The following is a 24,407-nucleotide window of genomic DNA, read 5'->3' as shown; positions in this document are numbered from 1 at the left end:
CCTGATGGGGAAACAGCATGGCCCGAGTTCTGATTGTCGACGACTCGCCGACAGAGATGTACAGATTGACCGAATGGCTGGAAAAGCACGGCTACCAGGTGCTCAAGGCCAGCAACGGTGCCGACGGCGTGGCCCTGGCCCGGCAGGACAAGCCCGACGCGGTGCTGATGGACATCGTCATGCCTGGCATGAACGGCTTCCAGGCCACCCGCCAGCTCAGCAAGGACCCGGACACCAGCGCTATTCCAGTGATCGTGGTAACCACCAAGGACCAGGAAACCGACCGTATCTGGGCCACGCGCCAGGGTGCCCGTGACTTCCTGACCAAACCGGTGGAAGAGGAGGCGCTGATCGCCAAGCTCAAAGAAGTACTGGGGGCTTGACCACCCGCCCGCAAGGCGCGTCGCTGACCGCCTTTGAGTTGTTGCTGGACATCGACCGGCGCTGTCGCCTGCTGGTTGCCGACCAGCCGCCGCAGGACAACCGCGTGCAGCAGTGGAGCGGCATTGGCTTTCGCATTGCCGGGCAGTGGTTCGTCGCGCCCATGGGCGAAGTGGCCGAGGTGCTGCGCGAACCGCGCAGTAGCCGCGTCCCCGGCGTGCAGCCGTGGGTGTGCGGGGTGGCCAACCTGCGTGGCCGGCTGTTGCCGGTGATGGACCTGAGCTGCTTTTTCGGCCTTGGCCACGCCGCACCGGGCAAGCAGCGGCGAGTGCTGGTGCTGGATCACGACGACCTGTTCGTCGGTTTGCTGGTCGACGAGGTGCTGGGCCTTCAGCACTTTGCCCTCGACAGCCTGCAGCTGTCGCCGCCGCAGCCGCTGATCCCTGCCGCTGCACGCTTTGTGCAGGGGTATTTTCCGCGTGAACGTAACTGGGCGATCTTCAGCCCCTTTGCCCTGGCCCAGGCGCCGGGCTTTCTCGATGTGGCGTTATAGGACCTGCGAACGTGAACAAGCCTGCCACCCCCGTCACTGCCACCACCGTGAGCCCACGTACCCGCAGCATCGCGCAGATCACCGTGCTGTTCCTGATCCTGATCCTTTCGATCATCTTGCTGTTCGCCAACTTTGCTTACCTGAATACCCAATCCAACTACGACAAGCAGTACATCGGCCATGCCGGCGAGCTGCGCGTGCTGTCGCAGCGTATCGCCAAGAACGCCACCGAGGCGGCCACCGGCAAGGCCCTGGCCTTCAAGCTGCTGTCGGATGCGCGCAATGACTTCGAACGGCGCTGGGGTTACCTGCGCCAGGGTGACAAGTCCACTGGCCTGCCGCCTGCGCCACCTTCGGTGCGTGACGAGATGGAATCGGTACGCCGCGACTGGGAAAACCTGCGCAAGAACACCGACATCATCCTGGCCAGCGAGCAGACCGTGCTGTCGCTGCACCAGGTGGCAGCGACCCTGGCCGAGACCGTGCCGCAGTTGCAGGTGGAATACGAAAAAGTGGTCGAGATCCTGCTGCAGAGCGGTGCCCCGGCCAATCAGGTTGCGGTGGCCCAGCGCCAGCTGTTGCTGGCCGAACGCATCCTTGGCTCGGTCAACACCGTGCTGGCCGGTGACGACAGCGCCGCCCAGGCGGCCGATGCCTTCGGCCGTGACGCCGGGCGCTTTGGCCAGGTGCTGGAGGGCATGCTCGATGGCAATGCGACAATCCAGATAACCCGCGTCGAAGACGCCGATGCGCGTGCGCGGCTGGCCGAAATCGCCGAGTTGTTCCAGTTCGTTGCCGGTTCGGTGGATGAAATCCTCGAAACCTCGCCCGAACTGTTCCGTGTGCGGGAGGCTGCGGGCAACATCTTCAGCCTTTCGCAAACCCTGCTCGACGAAGCGTCGCACCTGGCGAACGGTTTCGAGAACCTGGCTGGCGGGCGCACCCTCGACACCGTTGGCGGCTATGCGCTGGGGCTGCTGGCGCTGGCCTCGATCATCCTCATCGGCCTGGTCATGGTGCGCACCACCAACCGCCAACTGCGCGAGACCGCAGAAAAGAACGAACGCAACCAGCAGGCCATCATGCGCCTGCTCGACGAAATCGAAGAGCTGGCAGATGGCGACCTGACGGTGACCGTATCGGTGACTGAAGACTTTACCGGCGCCATTGCCGACTCGATCAACTATTCCGTGGACCAGTTGCGCGACCTGGTCGCCACCATCAACCACAGTGCAATGCAGGTCGCTGCCGCCGTGCAGGACACGCAGAACACTGCGCGGCAGCTGGCCAAGGCCTCCGAGCACCAGGCTGCACAGATCAGCGAGGCGTCCGAGGCGGTGGGTGACATGGTCGAGTCGATCGATCGGGTTTCGGCGCATGCTTACGAATCGGCCAAGGTGGCCGAGCGTTCGGTTGCCATCGCCAACAAGGGCAACGAGGTGGTGCACAACACCATCAACGGCATGGACAACATTCGCGAGCAGATCCAGGACACCGCCAAGCGGATCAAGCGCCTGGGCGAGTCCTCACAGGAAATCGGCGATATCGTCAGCCTGATCGACGACATTGCCGACCAGACCAACATCCTCGCCCTGAACGCCGCCATCCAGGCCTCGCTGGCCGGTGAGGCCGGGCGTGGGTTTGCCGTGGTTGCCGACGAGGTGCAGCGCCTGGCCGAACGCTCATCGTCTGCCACCCGCCAGATCGAGGCGCTGGTGCGTACCATCCAGGCCGATACCAACGAAGCGGTGATCTCCATGGAGCAGACCACCGCCGAAGTGGTGCGTGGCGCACGCCTGGCCCAGGATGCCGGGGTGGCGCTGGCCGAGATCGAAGGGGTATCGCAGAACCTCGCCGACCTTATCCACAGCATCTCCGACGCTGCCCAGTTGCAGACCTCGTCCGCCGGGCAGATCTCCCACACCATGGCGGTGATCCAGCAGATTACCGCGCAGACCTCCGCCGGCTCCGGTGCCACCGCCGACAGCATCCGCCACTTGGCCCGCATGGCCAGCGAGATGCGCCGTTCGGTGTCCGGTTTCACCCTGCCACCCCCTACCGAGCCGCGTTGAGGAATAGTGACCATGGCTTCTGCAGTAAGCCCCGAGCGTCACGAAACAGTGGCGCTGGCCTGGACCAAGGCCGCCATCCTCGATTGCCTGGGCCAGGCACGGCAGGCGCTGGAGCGCTTTGCCGGCGAGACGGGCGACCTGTCGATGATGGCTTTCGTGGTCGACAACCTGCACCAGGTGCACGGCTGCCTGCGCATGCTCGAACTGCGCGGCGCCACGCGCCTGGCCGAGGAGCTGGAGCTGTTTGCCAAGGCATTGGCCGACGGCCAGGTCAGCCCCCGGGGTGATTGCCTGGGTGCATTGTTCCGCGGCCTGGAGCAGTTGCCCTCGTACCTGGAGCGGTTGCGCGGTGCTCGCCATGACCTGCCACTGGTGATGCTGCCGTTGCTCAACCAGCTGCGCGCCTGCCGGGGGGAGGAACCGCTGGCTCAGGCCAGCCTGATGACCGGCGCCGCCCAACGCTTCGCGGGTGACGATGACCTTGCCAACCTCGACCTGTCGCTGGGCAACTGGCGTGACCAACTGCAGGCCGGGTCGGGGCGCGATGCGCTGCGTTCGGTGGTGACTGCACTGTGCGATGACTTGATGCGCATCAAGGAGCGCCTGGACCAGTTCGGGCGCGGCGACCGTCAGCACCGCGAACAGCTCGATGCGCTGTTGGCGCCGTTGCGCCACGTGGCTGACACCTTGGCGGTACTGGGCTTTCAGCAACCGCGGCGGGTGATCATCGACCAGGTGCTGGCGTTGCAGGCATTGGCTCAGGGCGAGCGGGCGGTGGACGACGCGGTGTTGATGGATGTGGCGGGGGCCCTGCTGTACGTGGAGGCCTCCCTGAACGGCATGGTCGGCCCTTTGGAGGAAAACGGCCAAGGCAGCCTGCCGGGCTCGGACCTGGCCGAAATACGCCAGCTGGTGCTGAATGAATCGCTGAACGTGTTGCAGCAGGCCAAGGATCTGATCGGCGATTACCTGGAGTCCGACTGGCCGCGGCAACGCCTGCAGCCCTTGCCGGGGCTGTTACAGCAGATCCGCGGGGCATTGGCCATGTTGATGCTGCCGGCCGTGGCCGAGCTGTTTGTCGGCTGCGCAAGCTATGTGCAGCGTTGGTTGCAGCACCAGGAGGAAGAGCCGCCGATTGATGAGCTGACGCACTTGGCCGAGGCACTGAGCGCTGCCGAATGCTACCTGCAATGGCGGACGGCAGACCCGCTGGCCGATGGCCAACCCTTTATCGAGATGGCACGGGCCAGCCTGGCGGCGCTGGGTGTGCAGTGCGCGGTGATCGGGGCCAGCCCAGACCAGGACGGCAATGGCGATGGCATCGATGATGAGCTTCGCCAAGTGTTCCTTGACGAGGCGGGCGAACTGCTGCCGGAAATCGAGCGCCACTGGCTGCGCTGGCGTGCCGACAACCAGCAGCGCGAGGCACTGGGCGAAGTGCGTCGCGCGCTGCATACACTCAAAGGCAGCGGCCGCATGGTGCATGCCGAGGCGGTGGCTGAACTGGCCTGGGGCGCCGAGCACCTGCTGAACCGGGTGCTCGAGGGCCGCAGCGTGCTCAGCCCGGAAGGGGTTGTAGCGCTGCAGCAGGTGTTCGTCCACCTGCCTGACCTGCTGGCCGACTTTGCCGCCGGCCAGTTGCCGCAACTGACTGAAATCGAGCAATTGGCCGGGCATCTGCACAGCCTGGCCGAAAACGATGCCCCGGCGGCTGCCGGTGTCGATGGCCTCGATCCGCAGTTGCTGGGTATTTTTCGCAGCGAGGCGCAGGGTCATCTGGCCAGCCTTGAGGTTTATCTGCAAAGCACCGGCGGCCACGACACGCCGGTCAGCGATGACTTGCAGCGTGCCTTGCACACACTCAAAGGCAGTGCCGCCATGGCCGGTGTGATGCCGGTGGCCGAACTGGCCACTGCCTTCGACCGCCTGGCCCGTGAGTACAAGGGCCATCAACTGCCACTGCAAATGGCCGAAATGGAATGGCTGGAGGCTGCGCGGTCGTTGTTCCATCTGGGCTTGGCGCAACTCGATAGCACGCCCCTGGCCGCCATCCCCGGTGCCGCGGAACTGATCGAGCAGGTTGGCCAGGCCGTGGACCGCCGCCTGGCCAGCCTGCATGAAGACCCGCACCATGCCGGCCGCAGCAAGCGTGATCCGCAGTTGGTCGCCAGCTTCCTGGCCCAGGCCATGGACATCTTGCTCGATGCAGAGACGTTGTTGTCGCGCTGGCAGCAACAGCCCGCCCAGCGCGACGCACTGGATAACCTGCTCGACCAGATGACCACCCTGGGGCACGCCGCGCACCTGGCCGACCTGTGGCAGATGGATGACGTGTGCGAGGCGTTGCTGGACCTGTATGGCGCTGTGGAGGAGGGCAGCCTGCCTGCCGATGCCCGCTTCTTCAGCCAGGCGCAGCGGGCCCATGAAGCCTTGCTGGACATGCTGGACGAAGTGGCGGCCGGGCAGGATATTCCACCGCGCCCGGAGCTGGTCGACAGCCTGCGCAACCTGCTGGACCAGGCCTTGGCGCCAGATGCCACCGGCCTGGTGGGCATCGATACGGTCACACCACTGCACCCGGACATGGACCTGTCCGATACCTTGGGGTTGCCACGCCCGCCGTTGCAACCGCAGGTGGCCGAGCCGCTTGCCGAGGAGCCGGAAAGCCCCGGCGAAGAGCTGCTGGAAGTGTTCCTGGAAGAAAGCTCGGACATCGTCGAGAGCGCCGCGGCGGCCCTGGCGCGCTGGCAGGCCGACCCGCGCAGCAGCGTCGAGGTGGACAACCTGATGCGCGACCTGCACACCCTCAAGGGCGTGGCGCGCATGGTCGAAATTACCCCGATCGGCGACCTGGCCCACGAACTGGAGTTCCTCTATGAGCTGTTGGCTGCGGGTAGATTGCCGCCAAGCGCGCCACTGTTCGCACTGCTGCAGAACTGCCACGACCGGCTGGCGCATATGCTTGACGCTGTGCGCCTGGGGCAGCCGCTGCATGCCGCTACAGCGCTGATCGACTACATTCGCAACTTCAGCAGCGCCGCACTGACAGACAGTGCCGCGGGCCAGGGGCCGCCAGAAGCTGCCACCGCCGAAGTACCGGCAGCAGCGCCAGAGCGGGCACCGGGTGACATGGTCAAGGTCGACGCCGAGCTGCTCGACGACCTGGGTAACCTGGCCGGCGAGCACTCGATCATCCGGGGGCGCATCGAGCAGCAGGTCAACGACGCGCAGTTCGCCCTCAACGAGATGGAAACCACACTCGAGCGCATGCGTGATCAGTTGCTGCGTCTGGATGTCGAGACCCAGGGGCGAATCTCCAGCCGGCAGCAGTTCGAAGGCGATGCCTATGACGACTTCGACCCGCTGGAAATGGACCGCCACTCCCAGCTGCAGCAGCTGTCACGGGCCCTCTTCGAGTCTGCCTCGGACCTGCTCGACCTGAAGGAGACCCTGGCTCAGCGCGCTCAGGAGGCCTACAGCCTGCTGCAACAGCAGGCGCGGGTGAACAGCCAGTTGCAGGAGGGCCTGACGGCCACCCTGATGGTGCCGTTCGAGCGCCTGGTGCCGCGCTTGCAGCGCGTGGTGCGGCAGGTGGCCAGCGAGCTGGGCAAGCAGGTGGAACTGGTGGTTGGCAATGCCGAGGGCGAACTGGACCGCAGCGTGCTGGAACGTATGGTGGCGCCGCTGGAGCATATGCTGCGCAACGCCGTTGACCACGGCCTGGAAAGCCGCGCAATGCGCCTGGCCGCCGGCAAGCCGGAGCAGGGCACCATCCATCTGAATTTGCTGCATGAGGGCGCCGATATCGTCATCGAAATGACGGATGATGGTGCCGGCGTGCCCCTGGAGGCGGTGCGGCGCAAGGCCATCAAGCGCGGCCTGCTGGACCCGCAGGCGCAGTTGAGTGACCACGAGATCCTGCAGTTCATCCTGCGGCCAGGCTTTTCCACCGCCGAAAAGATCACCCAGATTTCCGGGCGCGGGCTGGGCATGGATGTGGTGCACGAGGAGGTCAAGCAACTGGGTGGCTCGATGAGTATCGAGTCGGCGCAGGGCAAGGGGGCGCGTTTCCTGATCCGCCTGCCGTTCACCGTGTCGATCAACCGTGCGCTGATGGTGCACCTGGGCGAAGAGCAATACGCCATTCCGCTCAATACCATCGAGGGCATCGTCCGCGTGCCACCTGCCGAGCTTGCGGCGTGCTACCAGCTGGACTCGCCGCGCTATGTCTATGCCGGCCACGAATACGAGCTGCGCTATCTGGGCGAGTTGCTGCAAGGCCTGCCGCGCCCCGCGCTGCTGGGGCAGAGCGTGCCGTTGCCGGTGCTGCTGGTGCATTCCAAGGAGCAGTCGTTCGCCATCCAGGCCGACAGCCTGTCGCCCAGCCGCGAGATCGTGGTGAAAAGCCTGGGGCCGCAGTTTGCCGCGGTTGCCGGGTTATCGGGGGCGACACTGCTGGGCGATGGCCGGGTGGTGCTGATTCTTGACCTGCTGGGCCAGCTGCGCGGCCAGCAGCGACGGCTGGCCCGCTTGCCTGGTGGCGGTAGCCAACGCCAGTTGCTTGGCCCGGCACCGCGCCGTGCCTTGCTGGTGATGGTGGTGGACGATTCGGTAACCGTACGCAAGGTAACCAGCCGCCTGCTGGAGCGCCACGGTATGAGCGTGCTTACGGCCAAGGATGGTGTCGATGCCATGGCCCTGCTGGAAGAGCACCGGCCTGACGTGTTGTTGCTGGACATCGAAATGCCGCGCATGGACGGCTTCGAGGTGGCCACACGCATCCGCCGTGACGCACGGCTGAAAGACTTGCCGATCATCATGATCACCTCGCGCACCGGCCAGAAGCACCGGGACCGCGCCATGGCCATCGGCGTCAACGAATACCTGGGCAAGCCGTACCAGGAATCGCTGCTGTTGCAGAGCATCGCCCATTGGAGCCAGGCCCATGCTTGAACTGATTTCCGGCCAGCGCAGCAGCCTGACCGGGCTGTTGCTGCCGTTGGGCGACCGCACGCTGGTGTTGCCCAACGTGGCGGTGGCCGAGTTGAGCGGTCAGCGTAACCTGGTGTGCCAACACGGCGACCCCGCCTGGCACCTGGGGTGGATCGACTGGCGTCAGCAACGCCTGCCGTTGATCGGTTTCGAGGCCGCATGCGGTGGTGAGACACCGTGCGGGGAGCGGGCTCGCGTGGTGGTGCTCAATGCGTTGGGCGATACCGGTTTGCGCTACCTGGCGCTGTTGCTGCAGGACATTCCGCGCTCGTGCAAGCTCGACAGTCAGCTTAACTACGTGGATGTGGCGCTGGGCAGGTTGGAGCTGGCGGCGGTGCAGGTGGGTGAGCAGGTGGCGCGGGTGCCGGACCTGGTCGCATTGGAAAGGCTGGTGCGTGACGCGGATCTGCAACCTGACCTTGGTTAGGATGTGAGGCGCAGGGCCTCTTCGCGGGTAAACCCGCTCCTACAATGGCTGCGCGCTCCGTTGTAGGAGCGGGTTTACCCGCGAAGGGGTCATCAGCATCACAACAGGAACCCAGCCCACCTCAGGAGGTCTGTGTTTGCATGTATTACGGTGAACGCTTCAACGCCTGGACCCACCTGGTCGGTGCCGTCCTCGCTGCTATTGGTGCCATCTGGCTGATCGTGGCCGCGGGCCTGCAAGGCGACCCGTGGAAGATCGTCAGCTTCTCCATCTACGGCGGCACGCTGCTGTTGCTGTACAGCATTTCCACCCTGTATCACAGCACCCGCGGGCGGGCGAAAGTGATCATGCGCAAGCTCGACCACCTGTCAATCTATCTGCTGATTGCCGGCAGCTACACGCCGTTTTGCCTGGTCAGCCTGCGCGGCCCTTGGGGATGGAGCCTGTTCGGCGTGGTCTGGGGGCTGGCGATCATCGGCATGTTGCAAGAGATCAAGCCGCGCTCCGAGGCGCGGATCCTTTCGATCATCATCTATGCGGTAATGGGCTGGATCGTGCTGGTGGCAGTCAAGCCACTGCTGAACTCGCTGGGCACGGCCGGCTTCGCCTGGCTGGCTGCCGGCGGCGTGTTCTACACCGTCGGCATCATCTTCTTCGCCTTCGACAGCCGCTTCCGCCACTGGCATGGCATCTGGCACCTGTTCGTGATCGCTGGCAGCCTGATGCACTTCGTGGCGGTGTCGTTCTACGTGCGCTAGTTAAAAATCGCCCCACAACTGCTGTGCCACCGACATCGCCACCACCGGCGCGGTCTCGGTGCGCAGCACGCGCGGCCCAAGGCGTGCTGCGTGGAAACCGGCGGCTTTGGCCTGCTCGACCTCGGCTTCGCTAAGGCCGCCTTCGGGGCCGATCACGAAGGCCAGGGTGGCGGGCTTTTCATGGCTGGTGAGCGGCTCGGCCACCGGGTGCAGGACCAGCTTCAGGTCAGCCTTGGTGCTGCTCAACCATTCAGCCAGGGTCACGGGTGGGTGGATGACGGGCAAGGTAGAACGCCCGCATTGTTCACAGGCGCTGATCGCCACTTGGCGCCAGTGGGCCAGGCGCTTGTCGGCGCGCTCATCTTTCAGGCGTACTTCGCAGCGCTCGCTGACGATCGGGGTGATTTCGTTGGCACCAAGCTCGGTGGCCTTCTGGATCGCCCAGTCCATGCGCTCGCCACGGGAAAGGCCCTGGCCCAGGTGCACATGCAGCGGTGAATCGGCCTGGCCGGCAAAGGCCTGGTCAAGGCTGACGCGGACAGTTTTCTTGCCCACCTCGAGCAACTGACCACGGTATTCCTGGCCGCTGCCATCGAACAGCTGCACGGCGTCGCCGGGTGCCATGCGCAGCACGCGGCCAATGTAATGGGCCTGGGCCTCGGGCAGGTCGTGCTCGCCAAGGCTCAGGGGGGCGTCGATGAAGAAGCGGGACAGTCTCATGGGTTTGCTCGGTAAATAGAGAGACGCAGATCCCCTGTGGGAGCGGGCGTGCCCGCGAATCAGGCGCCGCGGTGCCTGGCAAGGGCTTCGCCCTTGTTCGCGGGCTCGCACGCTCCCACAGGAAAAGTGGTGTGGCGAATTGCCGGGCCTAGCCCGGGTCGCGGAAGTCGGGGTGGAAGTTGGCCGGCACTGCGACACTGACGCTGTCGCGGGTGGCGATATCGATGCCTTCGCTGGCCACTTCGGCAAGGAAGTCGATCTGCTCGGGGGTGATCACGTACGGCGGCAGGAAGTACACCACGCTGCCCAGCGGTCGCAGCAGGGCGCCGCGGGTCAGGGCGTGCTCGAACACCTTCAGGCCACGGCGCTCCTGCCAGGGATAGGCAAGCTTGCCTGCCTTGTCTTGCACCATTTCGATGGCCAGGGCCATGCCAGTCTGGCGTATTTCGGCAACGTGAGCATGATCGGCCAGGTGTGCAGTGGCTGTGGCCATGCGCGTGGCCAGGGCCTTGTTGGCCTCGATCACGTTGTCCTGCTCGAAGATATCCAGGGTCGCCAGCGCTGCAGCGCACGCCAGCGGGTTGCCGGTGTAGCTGTGCGAGTGCAGGAATGCGCGCAGTGTCGGGTAATCGTCATAGAACGCCTGATACACCTTGTCGGTGGTCAGGCAGGCGGCCAGCGGCAGGTAGCCGCCGGTGAGGGCCTTGGACAGGCACAGGAAATCCGGGCGGATGCCGGCTTGCTCGCAGGCGAACATCGTGCCGGTACGGCCGAAGCCCACGGCGATCTCATCGTGGATAAGGTGCACGTCGTAACGGTCGCAGGCCTCGCGCAACAGCTTGAGGTACACCGGGTGGTACATGCGCATGCCACCGGCACCCTGGATCAGCGGCTCGACGATCACGGCGCTGATCGAGGCGTGGTGTTCGGCCAGGGTCTGCTCCATGGCCTGGAACATGTTGCGCGAGTGCTCCTCCCAGCTCATGCCCTCCGGGCGCAGGTAGCAGTCAGGGCTTGGCACCTTGAGGGTGTCGAGCAGCAGCGCCTTGTAGGTTTCGGTGAACAGCGGCACATCACCAACCGACATGGCGGCAATGGTTTCGCCGTGGTAGCTGTTGGTCAGGGTGACGAAGCGCTTCTTGTCCGGTTTGCCGATGTTCTGCCAGTAGTGGAAGCTCATTTTCAGCGCCACTTCGATGCACGACGAGCCATTGTCGGCATAGAACACCCGGTCGAGACCGGCCGGGGTCATGGCGACCAGGCGTTCGGACAGCTCGATCACTGGCTGATGACTGAAACCGGCCAGGATCACGTGCTCGAGCTGGTCGACCTGGTCCTTGATGCGCTGGTTGATGCGCGGGTTGGCATGGCCGAACACGTTGACCCACCAGCTGCTCACCGCATCCAGGTAGCGTTTGCCCTCGAAGTCTTCCAGCCACACGCCTTCGCCGCGCTTGATCGGGATCAGCGGCAGCTGCTCGTGGTCTTTCATCTGGGTACAGGGGTGCCACAGGACCTTGAGGTCGCGTTGCATCCACTGATCATTGAGGCCCATGGGCACTTCTCCTGGCTTTGCGGCTTGGTTCGACCGCGTAAGCCTAAGCAATGCCGCAGGGCAGGACAACCGCTGCCGTTCAATGGCGGTGGGTGCCGGTCCATTCGAGCTTGCGGATATGCACGGTGCCGGCGTGCGAGGTGGAGATGGTCAGGCGCCGAAAGGGGCCGTCAATCACCTGGTAGTAGGGGTGTGTAGCGATCGGGCCCGGGCGAGCGTCCCGGAAGCCGCTACCTTCGAGGGTGAGCCAGTAGAAAATGCGGGGGGATGGCGCAACCAGGTCATAGTCGATGTTCTCGGCATCGAACAACATGTGCAGGTCTTCGCCCAGAAAGTCGCTGACTACGTAGTACTCCAGCCGCAGGGACTCGACCTCTTGAGCGAAAGCAATGGAAATTTCGCTGTGTTCGCCAATGACCAGCTCGGTACCGTCCTCGCCCTTGAAGGCTTCGTGAAAGCCGGTCCAGGACGTGCTGCTGGCGTGGAAGCTCAGGCCTGAGGCTGTGCGAAGTGTCTGCCTGTGTAACAGAAGCTGCCGCTCCACTTGGTTGAAGCGCTCCTCGAAGATCATGCGCAGGCCCTCCTGGCGGGCTTTTTGCCATCTTCGCCAGCTTCGCCTACCACCCTGTGACATGGCTACTGGCAAAAATGTCAGTTGCCAAAAGGACTTGATGTCACTGCGCTGGCAGGGTGCTCGGACCTGACGTATTCTTAACGCATCTTCCTGGGGCATTCCTGCCTCTCCCCGTTTCTGTAACCTCTGACTCGGAGTTCGCCGACATGGCTGCTGCTTGGGTGCGCCTGTGCGCGTTGGTATTGATTGGTGTGTCCAGCGGCGCTGCGCTGGCAAAAGACAAGACGCCCACGGCGATTGTCGTGGGGGGTGGCCTGGCAGGCCTGACGGCAGCCTACGAGCTGCAGAACAAAGGCTGGCAGGTGACCCTGCTGGAGGCCAAGGCGGGCATGGGCGGGCGTTCGGGCCTGGCCACCAGCGAGTGGGTCGGCAACGCCAAGGCACAGCCGGTGCTCAACCAGTACCTCGACCGTTTCAAGCTTGAAACACTGTCGGCGCCCGAGTTCGTGCGTACCCCGGGTTACCTGATCGACGGCGAGTACTTCAGCGCCAGCGACCTGGCCACCAAGCAACCGGCCACTGCCGAGGCGCTCAAGCGTTACGAGAAAACCCTCGATGACCTGGCCCGCTCGATCGATGACCCGCTGAACCCGCAGGCAACCAGCACGCTGTTCGCCCTCGACCAGATCAACGTCTCCACCTGGCTGGACAAACTGCAACTGCCGGCCACCGCCCGTCAGTTGATCAATCAGCAGATCCGCACCCGCTACGATGAACCGTCGCGCCTGTCGCTGCTGTACTTCGCCCAGCAGAACCGCGTCTACCGCGGCGTCAGCGACCGCGACCTGCGCGCTGCGCGCCTGCCCGGTGGCAGCCCGGTGCTGGCCCAGGCTTTCGTCAAGCAGCTGAAAACCATCAAGACCAACTCGCCGGTTACCGCCATTGTCCAGGACAAGGATGGTGTCACGGTAAAAGTCGGCAGCGTCGGCTACAAGGCGGATTATCTGGTCATGGCTGTGCCCCTGCGCGCACTGGCCAAGATTCAGATGACCCCTGGCCTGGACAGCCAGCACCTGGCGGCGCTCAAGGGCACCAACTATGGTTGGCGCGACCAGATCATGCTCAAGTTCAAGAAACCCGTTTGGGAAAGCCGTGCACGCATGTCGGGCGAAATCTACAGTAACGCCGGCCTCGGCATGCTGTGGGTCGAGCCGGCGCTCAAGGGTGGTGCCAACGTGGTGATCAACCTGTCCGGCGACAACGCACGCCTGCTGCAGGCCTTTGGTGAAAAGCAGATGGTCGACCAGGTGCTGATCCGTCTGCATGCGTTCTACCCCCAGGCCCGTGGCGCGTTCACTGGTTACGAGGTCAAGCGATACAGCGCGGACGCTGGCACGGGTGGTGCCTACCTGGCCTACGGCCCAGGGCAGATCAGTAAATACTGGCGCCTGTGGGAACGTCCGGTGCAGCGCATGACCTTTGCCGGTGAGCACACGGATGCCCTGTACCCGGGCACCCTGGAAGGCGCCCTGCGCAGTGGCCAGCGTGCGGCCAGCCAGGCACAGGACCTGTTGGCCGGCAAGTCGTTCGACCCGGCCAAGGCGCTGCCGGTTGCGGCGGCGGCAGGTGCGGTGGCCGCCAAGGAGAGCAAGGGCGGGTTCTTCTCCAATATGTTCGGCGGTTCGTCCGACAAGGGCGACAAAGCTGACAAGGCGCCGGCCAAAGCTGAGCCTAAGCAGGCCGAAGAGGCCAAGCAGGACAAGCAGGACAAGCCAGGCTTCTTCAAGCGCCTGTTTGGCGGGGCGCAAGCGCCAGAGGCGAAGGTTGAGCCAATTGCCAAGGCTGAGGAAGTGGCGCCTGCACCTGCGCCCGCTCCACAGGCGGCTCCGGCTCCTGCAGCGCCTGCGCCTGTGGCCAAGGAAACGGCTGCCAAGCCTGCGGCAACCAAAGCCGCTCCCGCCAAGCATGCGCCCGCGCACAAGCCAGCCCACAAGCCTGCCGAGACGAAGAAGGCGACAGCCAAGTCGGAGCCTGCGAAGAAGCCTGTAACCAATACCCAGGCCAAGGCGGGCTGATCGATCGACAGTGCCGGCCTGTTCGCCTGAGGGCCGGCACTGCAACCCCAACTCTCCTACTATCGTTAATGTTTTCTTAATGGTCAGCTAACAGAATAAATATCGGATTCCTCGATAATCCAAAGCAATTTTTTCCGCTTTTCTTCGATACGTTACGCGTTAGTCTGTGCATAGCTTTCACGGGGAAACACGCAACATGCAACTGCGCAATTCACCTTCTCGCTACGGCGTGGTCAGCATCATCCTGCACTGGGGCGTGGCGCTGGCAGTTTTCGGCCTGTTCGGCCTGGGCTTGTGGATGGTCGGCCTGGACTACTACAGCCCTTGGCGCAAAGCTGGCCCGGACTTGCACAAGAGCATCGGCCTGGTGCTGCTGGCGGTGATGCTGCTGCGGGTAGTCTGGCGTTTCATCAGCCCGCCACCACCGGCACCAACCAACCATGGTGCGGTCACACGCCTGGCGGCCACGCTGGGCCACCTGGCCCTGTACCTTGGGCTGTTTGCGGTGATGGTTGCCGGTTACCTGATTTCCACCGCCGACGGCGTCGGCATTCCGGTGTTCGGCCTGTTCGAAGTGCCGGCACTGATCAGCGACCTGCCTGACCAGGCAGATGTGGCGGGTGTGGTTCATTTGTGGCTGGCTTGGGGGCTGGTGATTTTTGCCGTGCTGCATGCCCTTGCCGCGCTCAAGCATCATTTCATCGACCGTGACGCGACCCTGACTCGCATGCTGGGCCGCAAAGCTTGACTCTCAACCTCAATTACACAGGAAGGAACAGGATGTTGAAAAAGACTTTTGCCGCTCTGGCGCTCGGTACCGCTCTGCTCTCTGCTGGCCAGGCCATGGCTGCCGAGTACAAGATCGACAAGGAAGGCCAGCACGCGTTCGTTGACTGGAAAATCAGCCACCTGGGCTACAGCTTCATCCACGGTACTTTCAAGGATTTCGACGGCAGCTTCACCTGGGACAGTGCCAAGCCTGAAGCCAGCAAGATCAGCGTCGACTTGAAAACTGCCAGCCTGTGGTCGAACCACGCCGAGCGTGACAAGCACATCGCCAGCGCCGATTTCCTCGACGTGAAGAAGTACCCGGACGCCAAATTCGTCTCCACCAGCGTCAAGTCGACTGGCGACAAGACGGCTGACGTGACTGGCGACCTGACCATGCACGGTGTCACCAAACCGGTGACGTTCAAGGCTACCTTCAACGGTGAAGGCAAGGACCCATGGGGTGGTGAGCGCGCAGGCTTCAACGCCACCACGACGCTGAACCTGAACGACTTCGGCATCAAAGGCCCAGGTGCTACCTCGCAGACCCTGGACCTGGATATCAGTGTCGAAGGTGTGAAGCAGAAGTAATTTCTGCCAGCTGAAAACCGAGGGGGCCGCTTTGCGGCCCTATCACGACACAAGGCCGCGCCCGCAGAGATCAAGAAATTCTCTGCAGGCGCGGCCTTGTGTCGTGATAGGGCTGCGAAGCAGCCCCCTCGGTACTTCTATCAGCCCTTGCGGGTCAGCAGCGCTGGGCGCTCACCGCGTGGGCGGCTTGGCAGGTCATCCAGTTGCTCAGGCGTCGGGAAACGGTCCAGCTTGGACTCCTTGCGAATGATCACTGGCTGTTTTTCCGGCTGACGCGGGTTGCGCACGGCCGGCTCTTGCCGGGCAGCATCGTCACGCGCTGGGCGACCACGGCCACCGCCGCCATCACGACGGGCACCGCCACCGTTGTTGGCGCGAGGCGGGCGTTTTTCTCCGCCACCACTGCGTGGCTGGCCGCCATTGCGAGCTTGGCCCTGGCCGCCAGCGTTGCTGCGTTGGCCATTGCCTTGCCCCTGACCTTGGCCAGCACCACCCGGGCGGCGGTTGCGGCCCTGGTTCTTGCCTTGGTACGGGCTGACATAGTCGGCGCGGTTACCGAAGTTATCGAGCTCGTCGTCCAGGAATTCTTCCGGGTCGCGGTCTGCCGGCGGCTTCGGAACGCTGTTACTGCTGGCCTGCTGCGGGCGTGGCTTCTTGTCACGCGGCTTGCGCGGTTGCTGCTTGTCGCCGCTCTTTTCCTTGTCGTCCGGCTTGGCCGCAGCTTGCTGCCTGGCTTTGCCTTTGTCCTTGCCTTTGTCCTTGCGGCCGCCGTTGCTGTCTTTAGCACCTTCGCCACGGGCTTGCTGGTTGCGGCCGCCGCGGCCGTTGTTCTGTGGGCGCTCGCGTGCTTCGGGCTTTTCGGCTTCGACCTGGCTGGCGTCGAAGCCCATCAGGTCGCCATCCGCGATGCGCTGCTTGGTCACCCGCTCGATGCTCTTGAGCAGCTTCTCTTCATCTGGCGCGACCAGGGAAATTGCTTCACCCGACCGACCGGCACGGCCGGTACGGCCAATGCGGTGGACGTAGTCCTCCTCGACATTCGGCAGCTCGAAGTTGACAACGTGGGGCAACTGGTCGATGTCCAGGCCGCGGGCAGCGATGTCGGTGGCGACCAGTACGCGCACGCTGTTGGCCTTGAAGTCGGCCAAAGCCTTGGTGCGGGCGTTCTGGCTCTTGTTGCCGTGGATCGCGGCGGCGGTCAGGCCTTGCTTTTCCAGGTACTCGGCCAGGCGGTTGGCGCCATGCTTGGTTCGGGTGAACACCAACACCTGTTCCCAGGCACCCAGGGTAATCAGGTGCGCCAGCAGGGCACGCTTGTGGCTGGCAGGCAGGCGATACACCCGCTGCTCGATACGCTCGACGGTGGTGTTCGGCGGGGTGACCTCGATACGCTCCGGGTTGTGCAGGAGCTTGTCGGCGAGGTCGGTGATGTCCTTGGAGAAGGTGGCCGAGAAGAGCAGGTTCTGGCGTTTGGCCGGCAGGCGGGCGAGGACCTTCTTGACGTCGTGGATGAAGCCCATGTCGAGCATGCGATCGGCTTCATCAAGTACCAGGATTTCCACGTGGGCCAGGTCGACCTTGCCTTGACCGGCCAGGTCGAGCAGGCGGCCTGGGCAGGCGACCAGCACATCAACGCCTTTGGCAATGGCCTGGATCTGCGGGTTCATGCCAACGCCGCCGAAGATGCAGGCGCTGACCAGTGGCAGGTCACGGGCATAGACCTTGAAACTGTCATGCACCTGGGCTGCCAGTTCGCGGGTCGGTGTCAGGACCAGCACGCGAGGCTGGCGTGGGCCGTGGCGCTGCGATTTGTCGGGATGGCCGGCCGGGAACAGGCGCTCGAGAATCGGCAGGGCGAAGCCGCCGGTTTTACCCGTACCTGTCTGTGCGGCAACCATCAGGTCGCGGCCTTGCAACACGGCGGGAATAGCCCGCTGTTGCACGGGGGTCGGCTGGGTGTAGCCCGCAGCCTCGATAGCGCGGACAAGAGCCTCGGAGAGACCGAGGGAAGCAAAGGACATGGGCGATCCTGTTCTCGTGTGGGCTGGGCCCGTTGGGATGTTCTGCCTGGCGCGACGGGCATCGATGAAATGCGATCGCGTCCGGTCCAGCTGGGCTTTCACTGCACATCCGGGAAACGGAGGCTGGACGCGAAGGGGCGTCGGTACCGATCGGGATGCCTGTTGCGAGGCCGAGCGTCCGGGCGTGAGCCGGGCGGGAAGGCCCGAGTATAACAGAGCTATCGCGCTGTGCTGCTTTCCTGCTGCTCAACGGCGTTGAGAATGTTTCCAGTGTCGCTTGTATAACGGTTGCTGATCGCTGCATAGGCCGGCTCCTGCTTGAACCGCTGCAGCTCTTCGGCAAAGGCCACGGCCAGTGCCTCGCGCCCAGGCTTGCGCACCAGGCCCAAATACTGCGCCTGGCGGCTGACTACCAGCGGCAGTTCTTCGACTTGCTGTTGCAGGCCGAGCTGGCGGAGCAGGTAATGCCCGACCCTGCGGTCGGTGATCGCCAGGTCGATACGGCCCAGCACCAGCTTGCCGAAGTTGGCTTCGTGGGTGGGTGCGGCTTCGCGCTTGAAGTGCGGGGCCTCGGTGAACGCTTTACCGTAGGCGTAGCCGGGTGATGTGCCGACGGTGAGGCCGGCGAGGTCGTCCAGGTGGGTGACGGTATGGCGGCGCGTGCGGCTTTGGAACAGGACGAATTCGACCTCCGACATGGGTTCGGAGCCGTACACCATGTAGGGTTGGCGCGCCTCCGTCTGGAAAATGTCGAGAATGCCATCGGCCAGGCCCTGCTCAGCCATCGCCAAGCAGCGCTTCCAAGGCAGGAATTGCCACTCCACCTCGACGCCGAGGCGTGCGAAGACCTGGCTGGCGACTTCGTAGTCGATGCCGCGCGGTTGGCCGTTGTGCTGAAACACATAAGGTGCCCAGTCGTCGGTTACCAGGCGCAAGCGTTCGCCCAGAGCCAACGGGCTCAGGCAAACGAGCAGCAGGATCCAGAACAGACGGGCGATATGTGGCATGGCCGGAGATTACGCGCTCGGCCGGTGTACGGTAAAGGCATGCACGATCGATGTGGGAGCGGGCGTGCCCGCGAACACCGGCGAAGCCGGTGCCAACGATCGGGTTGCTCTCTTCGCGGGCACGCCCGCTCCCACAAGACCGCGCAAGGCAATGAGTTTTGCGGGCACATCAGGCTTGAGTGGTTCGCAGCAGATGCGCCTCGATATCCTTGCGCCGCTCGCCCAGCGATAGCCGTAGCCCCGGATGGCGCAGGCACTGACGCAGCCGCTCGGGCTCCACGTGGCCGTAGCGGTCATTGAGGTTTTCCAGGGCCTTGTCCCACCAGGCGGACGCACAGGCGCGGTCGAACTCATTGGGGTAGGGGTAGCAGCCATAGAGCAATTCGCGGGCGAACTGGCGCTCGTGACTGGGCAGGGTCAGGCTCAACGCCTTGTAACCCAGGCGGTGCAGAGTGGGTGGCCGCGGCAGTTGGTCGTTGACCAGCGCAACGTCGGCCAAGGCCGAGGGGCTGAGTGGGTCGTGCTCGTGCTTGCGCAGCCAGGCCTGGATCTTGGCGCGGAACTGCGCCTTCCGGCTCCAGTAGTGATGGATGACATCGGTACACTCGGCCAGCTCCAGGTTGCGGTAGGCCGCTACTGCCAGGCAGAACTCCTCGAGGGTATAGGCCTCCCGAGCCAAGGGGTAGAATTCGTCCATCATGGCGATGGAGCGGTCCAGGGTGTCGCAGTTCTCGGCAGTGAGGCCGATAACGCCGGAATTGACGAGCGGCATCTGGCAGTCGGCCAGTCCCCGGGACTCGAGAATGGCCAGCAGGTTCTTGTACAACAGGCACTTCTGGTCAGCGCCGTAGCGCGTGCCGATGGCGTTGCACAGCAGGCGGTTGGGCGCCACGCGGGCGAACAGATGCAACGGCGAAGTGCGGAAGAAGGTGTCGGTGTCGATCAGCACTGCCAGCGGGTGTTGCTGCAGTACCTGGCGCAACAGCACATGCTTGCTGCGAAAGTGATAACCGTGCGGGGCATTCCATGCCTGGCGCGTGGCCTCGTCCAGCAGGTGGACGGTGACGGGCAGCCTGGCGTAGGGCTGCGCATTGTCGGTGTAGACCTGGATGTCCATGGCCTCGCCGGCTGCGCTGCCTAGCTGGGCGAGGGCGCTGACGATGCTGAAGCAGGCTTCCTGATGGTAGGTTGCCGGGCCAAAAGCCAGGTAAACAAGCTGTGGGCGCGAAGGTTGGGTGTGCTGCATGGCAGGCAAGACCTGTTTAACCCGAAAATGAATAAGGCTTTAGTCTATGACCAAAGCCTTAATCATTTCTTAAGCAGACTTTGCCAAAAGATTTCAGCGCGGCAGCTTCAGGTTGTTCCAGATCGCCAGGCTCGGTTCAGCCTGGTTCAAGGTATAGAAGTGCAGGCCCGGCGCGCCGCCTTGCAACAGCTGTTCGCACATGCGGGTAATCACTTCTTCGCCGAACGCCTGGATGCTGGCGGTGTCGTCGGCATAGGCTTCCAGCTGCTTGCGGATCCAGCGCGGGATCTCGGCGCCACAGGCATCGGAGAAGCGGGCCAGCTTGCTGTAGTTGGTGATCGGCATGATGCCCGGTACCACCGGAATGTCCACGCCCAGCTTCTGTGCACGCTCGACGAAGTAGAAGTAGCTGTCGGCGTTGAAGAAGTACTGGGTGATGGCGCTGTCGGCACCGGCCTTGACCTTGTGCACAAAGTTGGCCAGATCCGCCTCGAAGTTGCGCGCCTGCGGGTGCATTTCCGGGTAGGCAGCCACTTCCAGGTGGAAGTGATCAGCGGTTTCCTGGCGGATGAACTCGACCAGGTCACTGGCATAGCGCAGTTCACCACTGGCCATGCCCATGCCCGACGGCAGGTCACCACGCAGAGCGACAATGCGTTTGATGCCGGCTGCCTTGTACTCGGCCAGCAGGGCACGCAATTCGGCCTTGGTGTCGCCCACGCACGACAGGTGCGGCGCGGCAGGTATCTTCACTTCGCTTTCCAGCTGCAGCACGGTGTTGAGCGTGCGGTCGCGGGTCGAGCCACCGGCACCGTAGGTGCAGGAGAAGAAGTCCGGGTTATAGGTGGCCAGCTGGCGGGCGACGCCCATCAGCTTTTCGTGACCGGCATCGGTCTTGGTCGGGAAGAACTCGAAACTGTAGCGGCGTTCTTGTGACATCAGGCGTTCCTCTGGCAACAAGCGTCTGGCGGCAAGCTGCAAGTAAAAGCCAGATCGGTGATGGCCGGTCTGGCTTGGGCGTCGTTCAAGATCTGTGTTTCCGGAGCTGCAAGTGGCAACGGCACGGTATGCCTTTGCCTGCCACTTGCAGCTTCAAGCTTGCCGCTTAGTAGCGGTAGGCGTGCGGCTTGAACGGGCCTTCGACGGTCACGCCGATGTAGTCGGCTTGCTGCTTGGTCAGCTGGGTGACCACGCCGCCGAAGCCGCGGACCATTTCCAGGGCCACTTCTTCGTCGAGTTTCTTCGGCAGCACTTCAACGGTCAGGCGCTCGGCTTTCTTTTCGGCCGGCAGGTCAGCGAACTTCTGCTCGAACAGGAAGATCTGTGCCAGAACCTGGTTGGCGAACGAGCCGTCCATGATGCGGCTTGGGTGGCCAGTGGCGTTGCCCAGGTTGACCAGGCGGCCTTCGGCCAGCAGGATCAGGTAGTCATCGTTCTGCGGGTCGAAGCTGCCAGCGCCGGTACGGTGGATCTTGTGAACCTGCGGCTTGACCTCTTCCCAGGCCCAGTTCTTGCGCATGAAGGCGGTGTCGATCTCGTTGTCGAAGTGGCCGATGTTGCAGACTACGGCACGCTTTTTCAGGGCCTTGAGCATGTTGGCGTCGCAGACATTGACGTTACCGGTGGTGGTCACGATCAGGTCGATCTTGCCCAGCAGGGCCTTGTCGATGCTGGCTTCGGTGCCGTCGTTGATACCGTCGATGAACGGCGAGACCAGCTCGAAGCCGTCCATGCAGGCCTGCATGGCGCAGATCGGGTCAATTTCGGAGACCTTGACGATCATGCCTTCCTGACGCAGGGACTGGGCCGAGCCCTTGCCCACGTCACCGTAGCCGATCACCAGGGCCTGCTTGCCCGACAGCAGGTGGTCGGTACCACGCTTGATGGCATCGTTCAGGCTGTGACGGCAGCCGTACTTGTTGTCGTTCTTGCTCTTGGTGACCGAGTCGTTGACGTTGATCGCCGGGACTTTCAGCTCGCCCTTGGCCAGCATGTCCAGCAGGCGGTGTACGCCGGTGGTGGTCTCTTCGGTCACGCCGTGCACGCGGTCCAGTACCTGCGGGTACTTCTTGTGCAGCAGTTCGGTCAGGTCACCACCGTCGTCGAGGATCATGTTGGCGTCCCATGGCTGGCCATCTTTCAGGATGGTCTGCTCCAGGCACCACTCGTACTCTTCTTCGGTTTCACCTTTCCAGGCGAAAACCGGGATACCGGCGGCGGCGATCGAGGCGGCGGCCTGGTCTTGAGTCGAGAAGATGTTGCAGGACGACCAGCGCACTTCGGCACCCAAGGCAACCAGGGTTTCGATCAGCACGGCGGTCTGGATGGTCATGTGGATGCAGCCCAGGATCTTCGCACCCTTGAGCGGTTGCTCGGCCAGGTACTTGCGACGCAGGCCCATCAGCGCAGGCATTTCCGATTCGGCAATGATGGTTTCGCGACGGCCCCAGGCGGCCAGGGAGATGTCGGCGACTTTGTAATCGGTAAAACCAGCAGGCATGTTTGCAGCGCTCATGAGAGCCTCCATTCGTAATGTGCGAATGGGCGCCGTTGTGCGTTAAGCGCTCGCGGGAGCGAGCAACGCCCCATCCGAGCCTGACAGGCCTAGCCTGCTGCAGCGCCCCTCGGACAGGTGGCGGGCATGGCTCCGCTGTGGGCAACCATGTAAAACGGCGCAGATTATAGCTGCCCCCGCCGGCTTGCCCAAGGTTTTCCGTCGATTAATCGCGACGATAGTCGATGTTCAATGGAGCGAAGGCAGCCGCTCTGCCATCATTGCTACACGTTAGCCAAGCAGGTCAGGAGTACAGATGAACTTTCACACCCGCAAGTGGGTTAAACCCGAAGACCTCAACCCCAATGGCACCCTGTTCGGTGGCAGCCTGTTGCGCTGGATCGATGAAGAGGCGGCGATCTACGCCATCGTCCAGTTGGGCAACCAGCGTGTGGTGACCAAGTACATGTCGGAAATCAACTTCGTCAGTGCTTCGCGTCAGGGTGACATCATCGAGCTGGGCATCACCGCTACCGCGTTCGGCCGCACCTCGATCACCCTCAAGTGCGAAGTGCGTAACAAGATCACCCGCAAGAGCATTCTGACTGTCGACAAGATGGTGTTCGTCAACCTGGGCGAGGATGGCTTGCCGGCAGCCCATGGGCGCACCGAGATCAAGTACGTGCAGGACCAGTTCCCGGATTCGGCAGTCGAATAGACCCTGGTTGCCTGTGCCGGCCTCTTCGCGGGTGAACCCGCTCCTACAGGGGGACGCGCCCCCGTAGGAGCGGGTTTACCCGCGAATGGGCCGCAAAGCGGCCCCGGCATTCTCAAGGCTGGGCGCTGACCTTGCGCACCACCCGCCCAATGCTCAACCCCTGCACCAGAATCGACGACAACACCACGATGTAGGTGATCGACAGCAGCAGGTCCCGTTCCTCGCCCAGCGGTAGCGACAGTGCAAGTGCCACCGACACGCCACCGCGCAGGCCACCCCAGGTCAGCACCCGCACCGTGCCTTTGGGCACCGGGCGCCAGCGCCGCAGCAACACGATCGCCGGGGCCACCGTCAACAGGCGCGACAGCAGCACTGCCAGCGCCAGCACGCCGCCGGCCGCCAGGTGCATCCAGTTGAACGGCAGCAGCAACAGCTCCAGGCCGATCAATGCGAACAGCAGGGCATTGAGCATGTCGTCGATCAGCTCCCAGAAACCGTCCATGTAACGGCGGGTCATGTCATTCATCGCCAGGTTGCGCCCCAGGTTGCCGATGATCAGGCCTGCCACCACCATGGCGATCGGTGCCGACACATGCAGCTCGTAGCACATCGCCGAACCACCGATTACCAGCGCCAGGGTCAGCATGACCTCTACCTGGTACTGCTCGACGCTCTTGATCATGCGGTAGGTGGCGTAGCCGATCAGGCCACCGAACACCACACCGCCAATGGCCTCGCGGGCGAACAGGATCGCCGTGTCGGCCATGCTCGGTGTTTCACCCAGCTGGATGATGCCCAGCAACACGGTGAATACCACGACTGCCGTGCCGTCGTTGAACAGTGACTCGCCGACGATGGTGGTTTTAAGCGGTTTGGGCGCATTGGCAGTACGCAGCGCGCCAAGCACTGCAATCGGGTCGGTCGGTGAGATCAGTGCACCGAACAGCAGGCAGTAGATCAGGGGCACCTGCCAGCCGAACAGGGCAAACACCCAATGTGACAGGTAGCCGATGACCACGGTGGCAATCAGCACGCCCAAGGTAGCCAGCAGGCCGATCGGCCAGCGGTAGCTGCGCAAGTCGCTGAGGTTGACGTGCAGGGCGCCGGCAAACAGCAGGAACGCCAGCATCCAGTGCATGAGCAGATCGTTGAAGTCGATCTGGTTCATCAGCCCTTCGACGCGCTCTTCCAGGCCAGGGAAGCCGACAAGGCTCAGGCCTTGCAATATCAGGGAAAACAACAGCGCCGTAACCATCACGCCGATAGCGGGGGGCAGGCCGATGAAGCGGTAATTGACATAGGTAAGAAGGGTGGTGAGGCAAATAAACGCGGCAACTAATTCAAGCATCCCGAATCCTGTAACAGTGGCTTCCAAGTCGTTACCCGAGTGACTCGGGCAGTTCTTTGATGACCTGGCACGGGGTTCGGGGCACAGGGTTTGACCGAATTAGTCCA

19 protein-coding genes and 1 riboswitch are annotated in these 24,407 nt (G+C 63.5%); of the genes, 10 read left to right on the top strand and 9 right to left on the bottom strand.

What is annotated here, in order from left to right:
• Positions 1–17 precede the first annotated feature (17 nt).
• From pilH to PRJ_RS25280, 6 genes are all read left to right on the top strand, one after another.
• A complete protein-coding gene (gene pilH, locus PRJ_RS25305; protein WP_003249327.1) occupies positions 18–383 on the top strand; it encodes a twitching motility response regulator PilH in 366 nt (121 codons plus the stop codon).
• Positions 380–934, top strand: a complete 555-nt coding sequence (locus tag PRJ_RS25300; RefSeq protein WP_010955559.1) for a chemotaxis protein CheW — start codon at positions 380–382, stop codon at positions 932–934. The genes pilH and PRJ_RS25300 overlap by 4 nt, the downstream gene beginning before the upstream one ends.
• Positions 935–981: 47 nt before the next feature.
• The gene (locus PRJ_RS25295; RefSeq protein ID WP_256597971.1) at positions 982–3,006 is read left to right on the top strand and encodes a methyl-accepting chemotaxis protein; all 2,025 of its coding nucleotides are present in this window, start codon (positions 982–984) and stop codon (positions 3,004–3,006) included.
• Between the two features lie 12 nt (positions 3,007–3,018).
• Positions 3,019–7,959, top strand: a complete 4,941-nt coding sequence (locus PRJ_RS25290; RefSeq protein WP_104962684.1) for an Hpt domain-containing protein — start codon at positions 3,019–3,021, stop codon at positions 7,957–7,959.
• A complete protein-coding gene (locus tag PRJ_RS25285; RefSeq protein WP_003249336.1) occupies positions 7,952–8,425 on the top strand; it encodes a chemotaxis protein CheW in 474 nt (157 codons plus the stop codon). Before PRJ_RS25290 ends, PRJ_RS25285 begins: the two co-directional genes overlap by 8 nt.
• Before the next feature lie 140 nt (positions 8,426–8,565).
• Positions 8,566–9,183, top strand: coding sequence for a hemolysin III family protein (locus PRJ_RS25280; RefSeq protein ID WP_014754668.1), 618 nt, complete (start codon positions 8,566–8,568; stop codon positions 9,181–9,183).
• Here PRJ_RS25280 and PRJ_RS25275 read toward each other — a convergent pair whose 3' ends face one another.
• The 3 genes from PRJ_RS25275 to PRJ_RS25265 form a co-directional block, all read right to left on the bottom strand.
• Positions 9,184–9,903 (bottom strand): 16S rRNA (uracil(1498)-N(3))-methyltransferase, encoded by a 720-nt coding sequence (locus tag PRJ_RS25275; RefSeq protein WP_104962683.1) that lies wholly within the window; start codon positions 9,901–9,903, stop codon positions 9,184–9,186.
• A 148-nt stretch (positions 9,904–10,051) separates the two neighbouring features.
• Positions 10,052–11,458, bottom strand: coding sequence for an adenosylmethionine--8-amino-7-oxononanoate transaminase (locus PRJ_RS25270; RefSeq protein ID WP_010955554.1), 1,407 nt, complete (start codon positions 11,456–11,458; stop codon positions 10,052–10,054).
• Between the two features lie 79 nt (positions 11,459–11,537).
• The gene (locus PRJ_RS25265) at positions 11,538–12,029 is read right to left on the bottom strand and encodes a hypothetical protein (protein ID WP_104962682.1); all 492 of its coding nucleotides are present in this window, start codon (positions 12,027–12,029) and stop codon (positions 11,538–11,540) included.
• Positions 12,030–12,238: 209 nt separating this feature from the next.
• Between PRJ_RS25265 and PRJ_RS25260 the strand changes: the two genes are divergently transcribed.
• From PRJ_RS25260 to PRJ_RS25250, 3 genes are all read left to right on the top strand, one after another.
• A complete protein-coding gene (locus PRJ_RS25260) occupies positions 12,239–14,107 on the top strand; it encodes a flavin monoamine oxidase family protein (protein WP_104962681.1) in 1,869 nt (622 codons plus the stop codon).
• A 196-nt stretch (positions 14,108–14,303) separates the two neighbouring features.
• A complete protein-coding gene (locus PRJ_RS25255) occupies positions 14,304–14,855 on the top strand; it encodes a cytochrome b (protein WP_104962680.1) in 552 nt (183 codons plus the stop codon).
• A gap of 32 nt (positions 14,856–14,887) precedes the next feature.
• Positions 14,888–15,466 carry a YceI family protein gene (locus tag PRJ_RS25250; protein WP_020191536.1) on the top strand — a complete coding sequence of 193 codons (579 nt, stop codon included), beginning with the start codon at positions 14,888–14,890 and terminating at the stop codon, positions 15,464–15,466.
• A 140-nt stretch (positions 15,467–15,606) separates the two neighbouring features.
• Here the strand turns inward: PRJ_RS25250 and PRJ_RS25245 are convergent, their stop codons facing one another.
• The 5 genes from PRJ_RS25245 to ahcY form a co-directional block, all read right to left on the bottom strand.
• Complete coding sequence (locus PRJ_RS25245; protein WP_020191535.1) at positions 15,607–17,487, bottom strand: DEAD/DEAH box helicase; 1,881 nt, start codon at positions 17,485–17,487, stop codon at positions 15,607–15,609.
• Positions 17,488–17,705: 218 nt separating this feature from the next.
• On the bottom strand, positions 17,706–18,494 hold the full coding sequence (locus PRJ_RS25240) for an ABC transporter substrate-binding protein (protein WP_104962679.1): 789 nt from the start codon (positions 18,492–18,494) through the stop codon (positions 17,706–17,708).
• Positions 18,495–18,663: 169 nt separating this feature from the next.
• Positions 18,664–19,740 (bottom strand): hypothetical protein, encoded by a 1,077-nt coding sequence (locus PRJ_RS25230; RefSeq protein ID WP_104962678.1) that lies wholly within the window; start codon positions 19,738–19,740, stop codon positions 18,664–18,666.
• 93 nt (positions 19,741–19,833) lie between these two features.
• Positions 19,834–20,679: a methylenetetrahydrofolate reductase [NAD(P)H] gene (metF, locus tag PRJ_RS25225; protein ID WP_003249357.1), complete on the bottom strand. Its 846-nt coding sequence runs from the start codon at positions 20,677–20,679 to the stop codon at positions 19,834–19,836.
• Between the two features lie 166 nt (positions 20,680–20,845).
• The gene (gene ahcY, locus PRJ_RS25220; RefSeq protein ID WP_021783768.1) at positions 20,846–22,255 is read right to left on the bottom strand and encodes an adenosylhomocysteinase; all 1,410 of its coding nucleotides are present in this window, start codon (positions 22,253–22,255) and stop codon (positions 20,846–20,848) included.
• A 20-nt stretch (positions 22,256–22,275) separates the two neighbouring features.
• Positions 22,276–22,372: riboswitch (S-adenosyl-L-homocysteine riboswitch) on the bottom strand.
• Between the two features lie 178 nt (positions 22,373–22,550).
• Between ahcY and PRJ_RS25215 the strand changes: the two genes are divergently transcribed.
• The gene (locus tag PRJ_RS25215; protein WP_003249362.1) at positions 22,551–22,952 is read left to right on the top strand and encodes an acyl-CoA thioesterase; all 402 of its coding nucleotides are present in this window, start codon (positions 22,551–22,553) and stop codon (positions 22,950–22,952) included.
• A 112-nt stretch (positions 22,953–23,064) separates the two neighbouring features.
• On the opposite strand, the gene PRJ_RS25210 is transcribed toward PRJ_RS25215, so the two are convergent.
• The gene (locus PRJ_RS25210) at positions 23,065–24,300 is read right to left on the bottom strand and encodes a sodium:proton antiporter (protein WP_104962677.1); all 1,236 of its coding nucleotides are present in this window, start codon (positions 24,298–24,300) and stop codon (positions 23,065–23,067) included.
• Between the last annotated feature and the right edge of the window lie 107 nt (positions 24,301–24,407).

The sequence above is a fragment of the Pseudomonas sp. XWY-1 genome (assembly GCF_002953115.1).
GTDB lineage: Bacteria > Pseudomonadota > Gammaproteobacteria > Pseudomonadales > Pseudomonadaceae > Aquipseudomonas > Aquipseudomonas alloputida.
This window is presented reverse-complemented; position numbering and strand designations above follow the sequence as displayed.

What these genes read in the sequence shown, in the direction of transcription:
- PRJ_RS25275 (WP_104962683.1), bottom strand. Translation starts at nt 9,903, where the DNA reads ATGAGACTGTCCCGCTTCTTCATCGACGCCCCCCTGAGCCTTGGCGAG.
- PRJ_RS25210 (WP_104962677.1), bottom strand. Translation starts at nt 24,300, where the DNA reads ATGCTTGAATTAGTTGCCGCGTTTATTTGCCTCACCACCCTTCTTACC.
- PRJ_RS25250 (WP_020191536.1), top strand. Translation starts at nt 14,888, where the DNA reads ATGTTGAAAAAGACTTTTGCCGCTCTGGCGCTCGGTACCGCTCTGCTC.
- PRJ_RS25280 (WP_014754668.1), top strand. Translation starts at nt 8,566, where the DNA reads ATGTATTACGGTGAACGCTTCAACGCCTGGACCCACCTGGTCGGTGCC.
- PRJ_RS25260 (WP_104962681.1), top strand. Translation starts at nt 12,239, where the DNA reads ATGGCTGCTGCTTGGGTGCGCCTGTGCGCGTTGGTATTGATTGGTGTG.
- PRJ_RS25285 (WP_003249336.1), top strand. Translation starts at nt 7,952, where the DNA reads ATGCTTGAACTGATTTCCGGCCAGCGCAGCAGCCTGACCGGGCTGTTG.
- PRJ_RS25240 (WP_104962679.1), bottom strand. Translation starts at nt 18,494, where the DNA reads ATGCCACATATCGCCCGTCTGTTCTGGATCCTGCTGCTCGTTTGCCTG.
- PRJ_RS25215 (WP_003249362.1), top strand. Translation starts at nt 22,551, where the DNA reads ATGAACTTTCACACCCGCAAGTGGGTTAAACCCGAAGACCTCAACCCC.
- PRJ_RS25265 (WP_104962682.1), bottom strand. Translation starts at nt 12,029, where the DNA reads ATGATCTTCGAGGAGCGCTTCAACCAAGTGGAGCGGCAGCTTCTGTTA.
- ahcY (WP_021783768.1), bottom strand. Translation starts at nt 22,255, where the DNA reads ATGAGCGCTGCAAACATGCCTGCTGGTTTTACCGATTACAAAGTCGCC.
- metF (WP_003249357.1), bottom strand. Translation starts at nt 20,679, where the DNA reads ATGTCACAAGAACGCCGCTACAGTTTCGAGTTCTTCCCGACCAAGACC.
- PRJ_RS25230 (WP_104962678.1), bottom strand. Translation starts at nt 19,740, where the DNA reads ATGCAGCACACCCAACCTTCGCGCCCACAGCTTGTTTACCTGGCTTTT.
- PRJ_RS25245 (WP_020191535.1), bottom strand. Translation starts at nt 17,487, where the DNA reads ATGTCCTTTGCTTCCCTCGGTCTCTCCGAGGCTCTTGTCCGCGCTATC.
- pilH (WP_003249327.1), top strand. Translation starts at nt 18, where the DNA reads ATGGCCCGAGTTCTGATTGTCGACGACTCGCCGACAGAGATGTACAGA.
- PRJ_RS25290 (WP_104962684.1), top strand. Translation starts at nt 3,019, where the DNA reads ATGGCTTCTGCAGTAAGCCCCGAGCGTCACGAAACAGTGGCGCTGGCC.
- PRJ_RS25255 (WP_104962680.1), top strand. Translation starts at nt 14,304, where the DNA reads ATGCAACTGCGCAATTCACCTTCTCGCTACGGCGTGGTCAGCATCATC.
- PRJ_RS25270 (WP_010955554.1), bottom strand. Translation starts at nt 11,458, where the DNA reads ATGGGCCTCAATGATCAGTGGATGCAACGCGACCTCAAGGTCCTGTGG.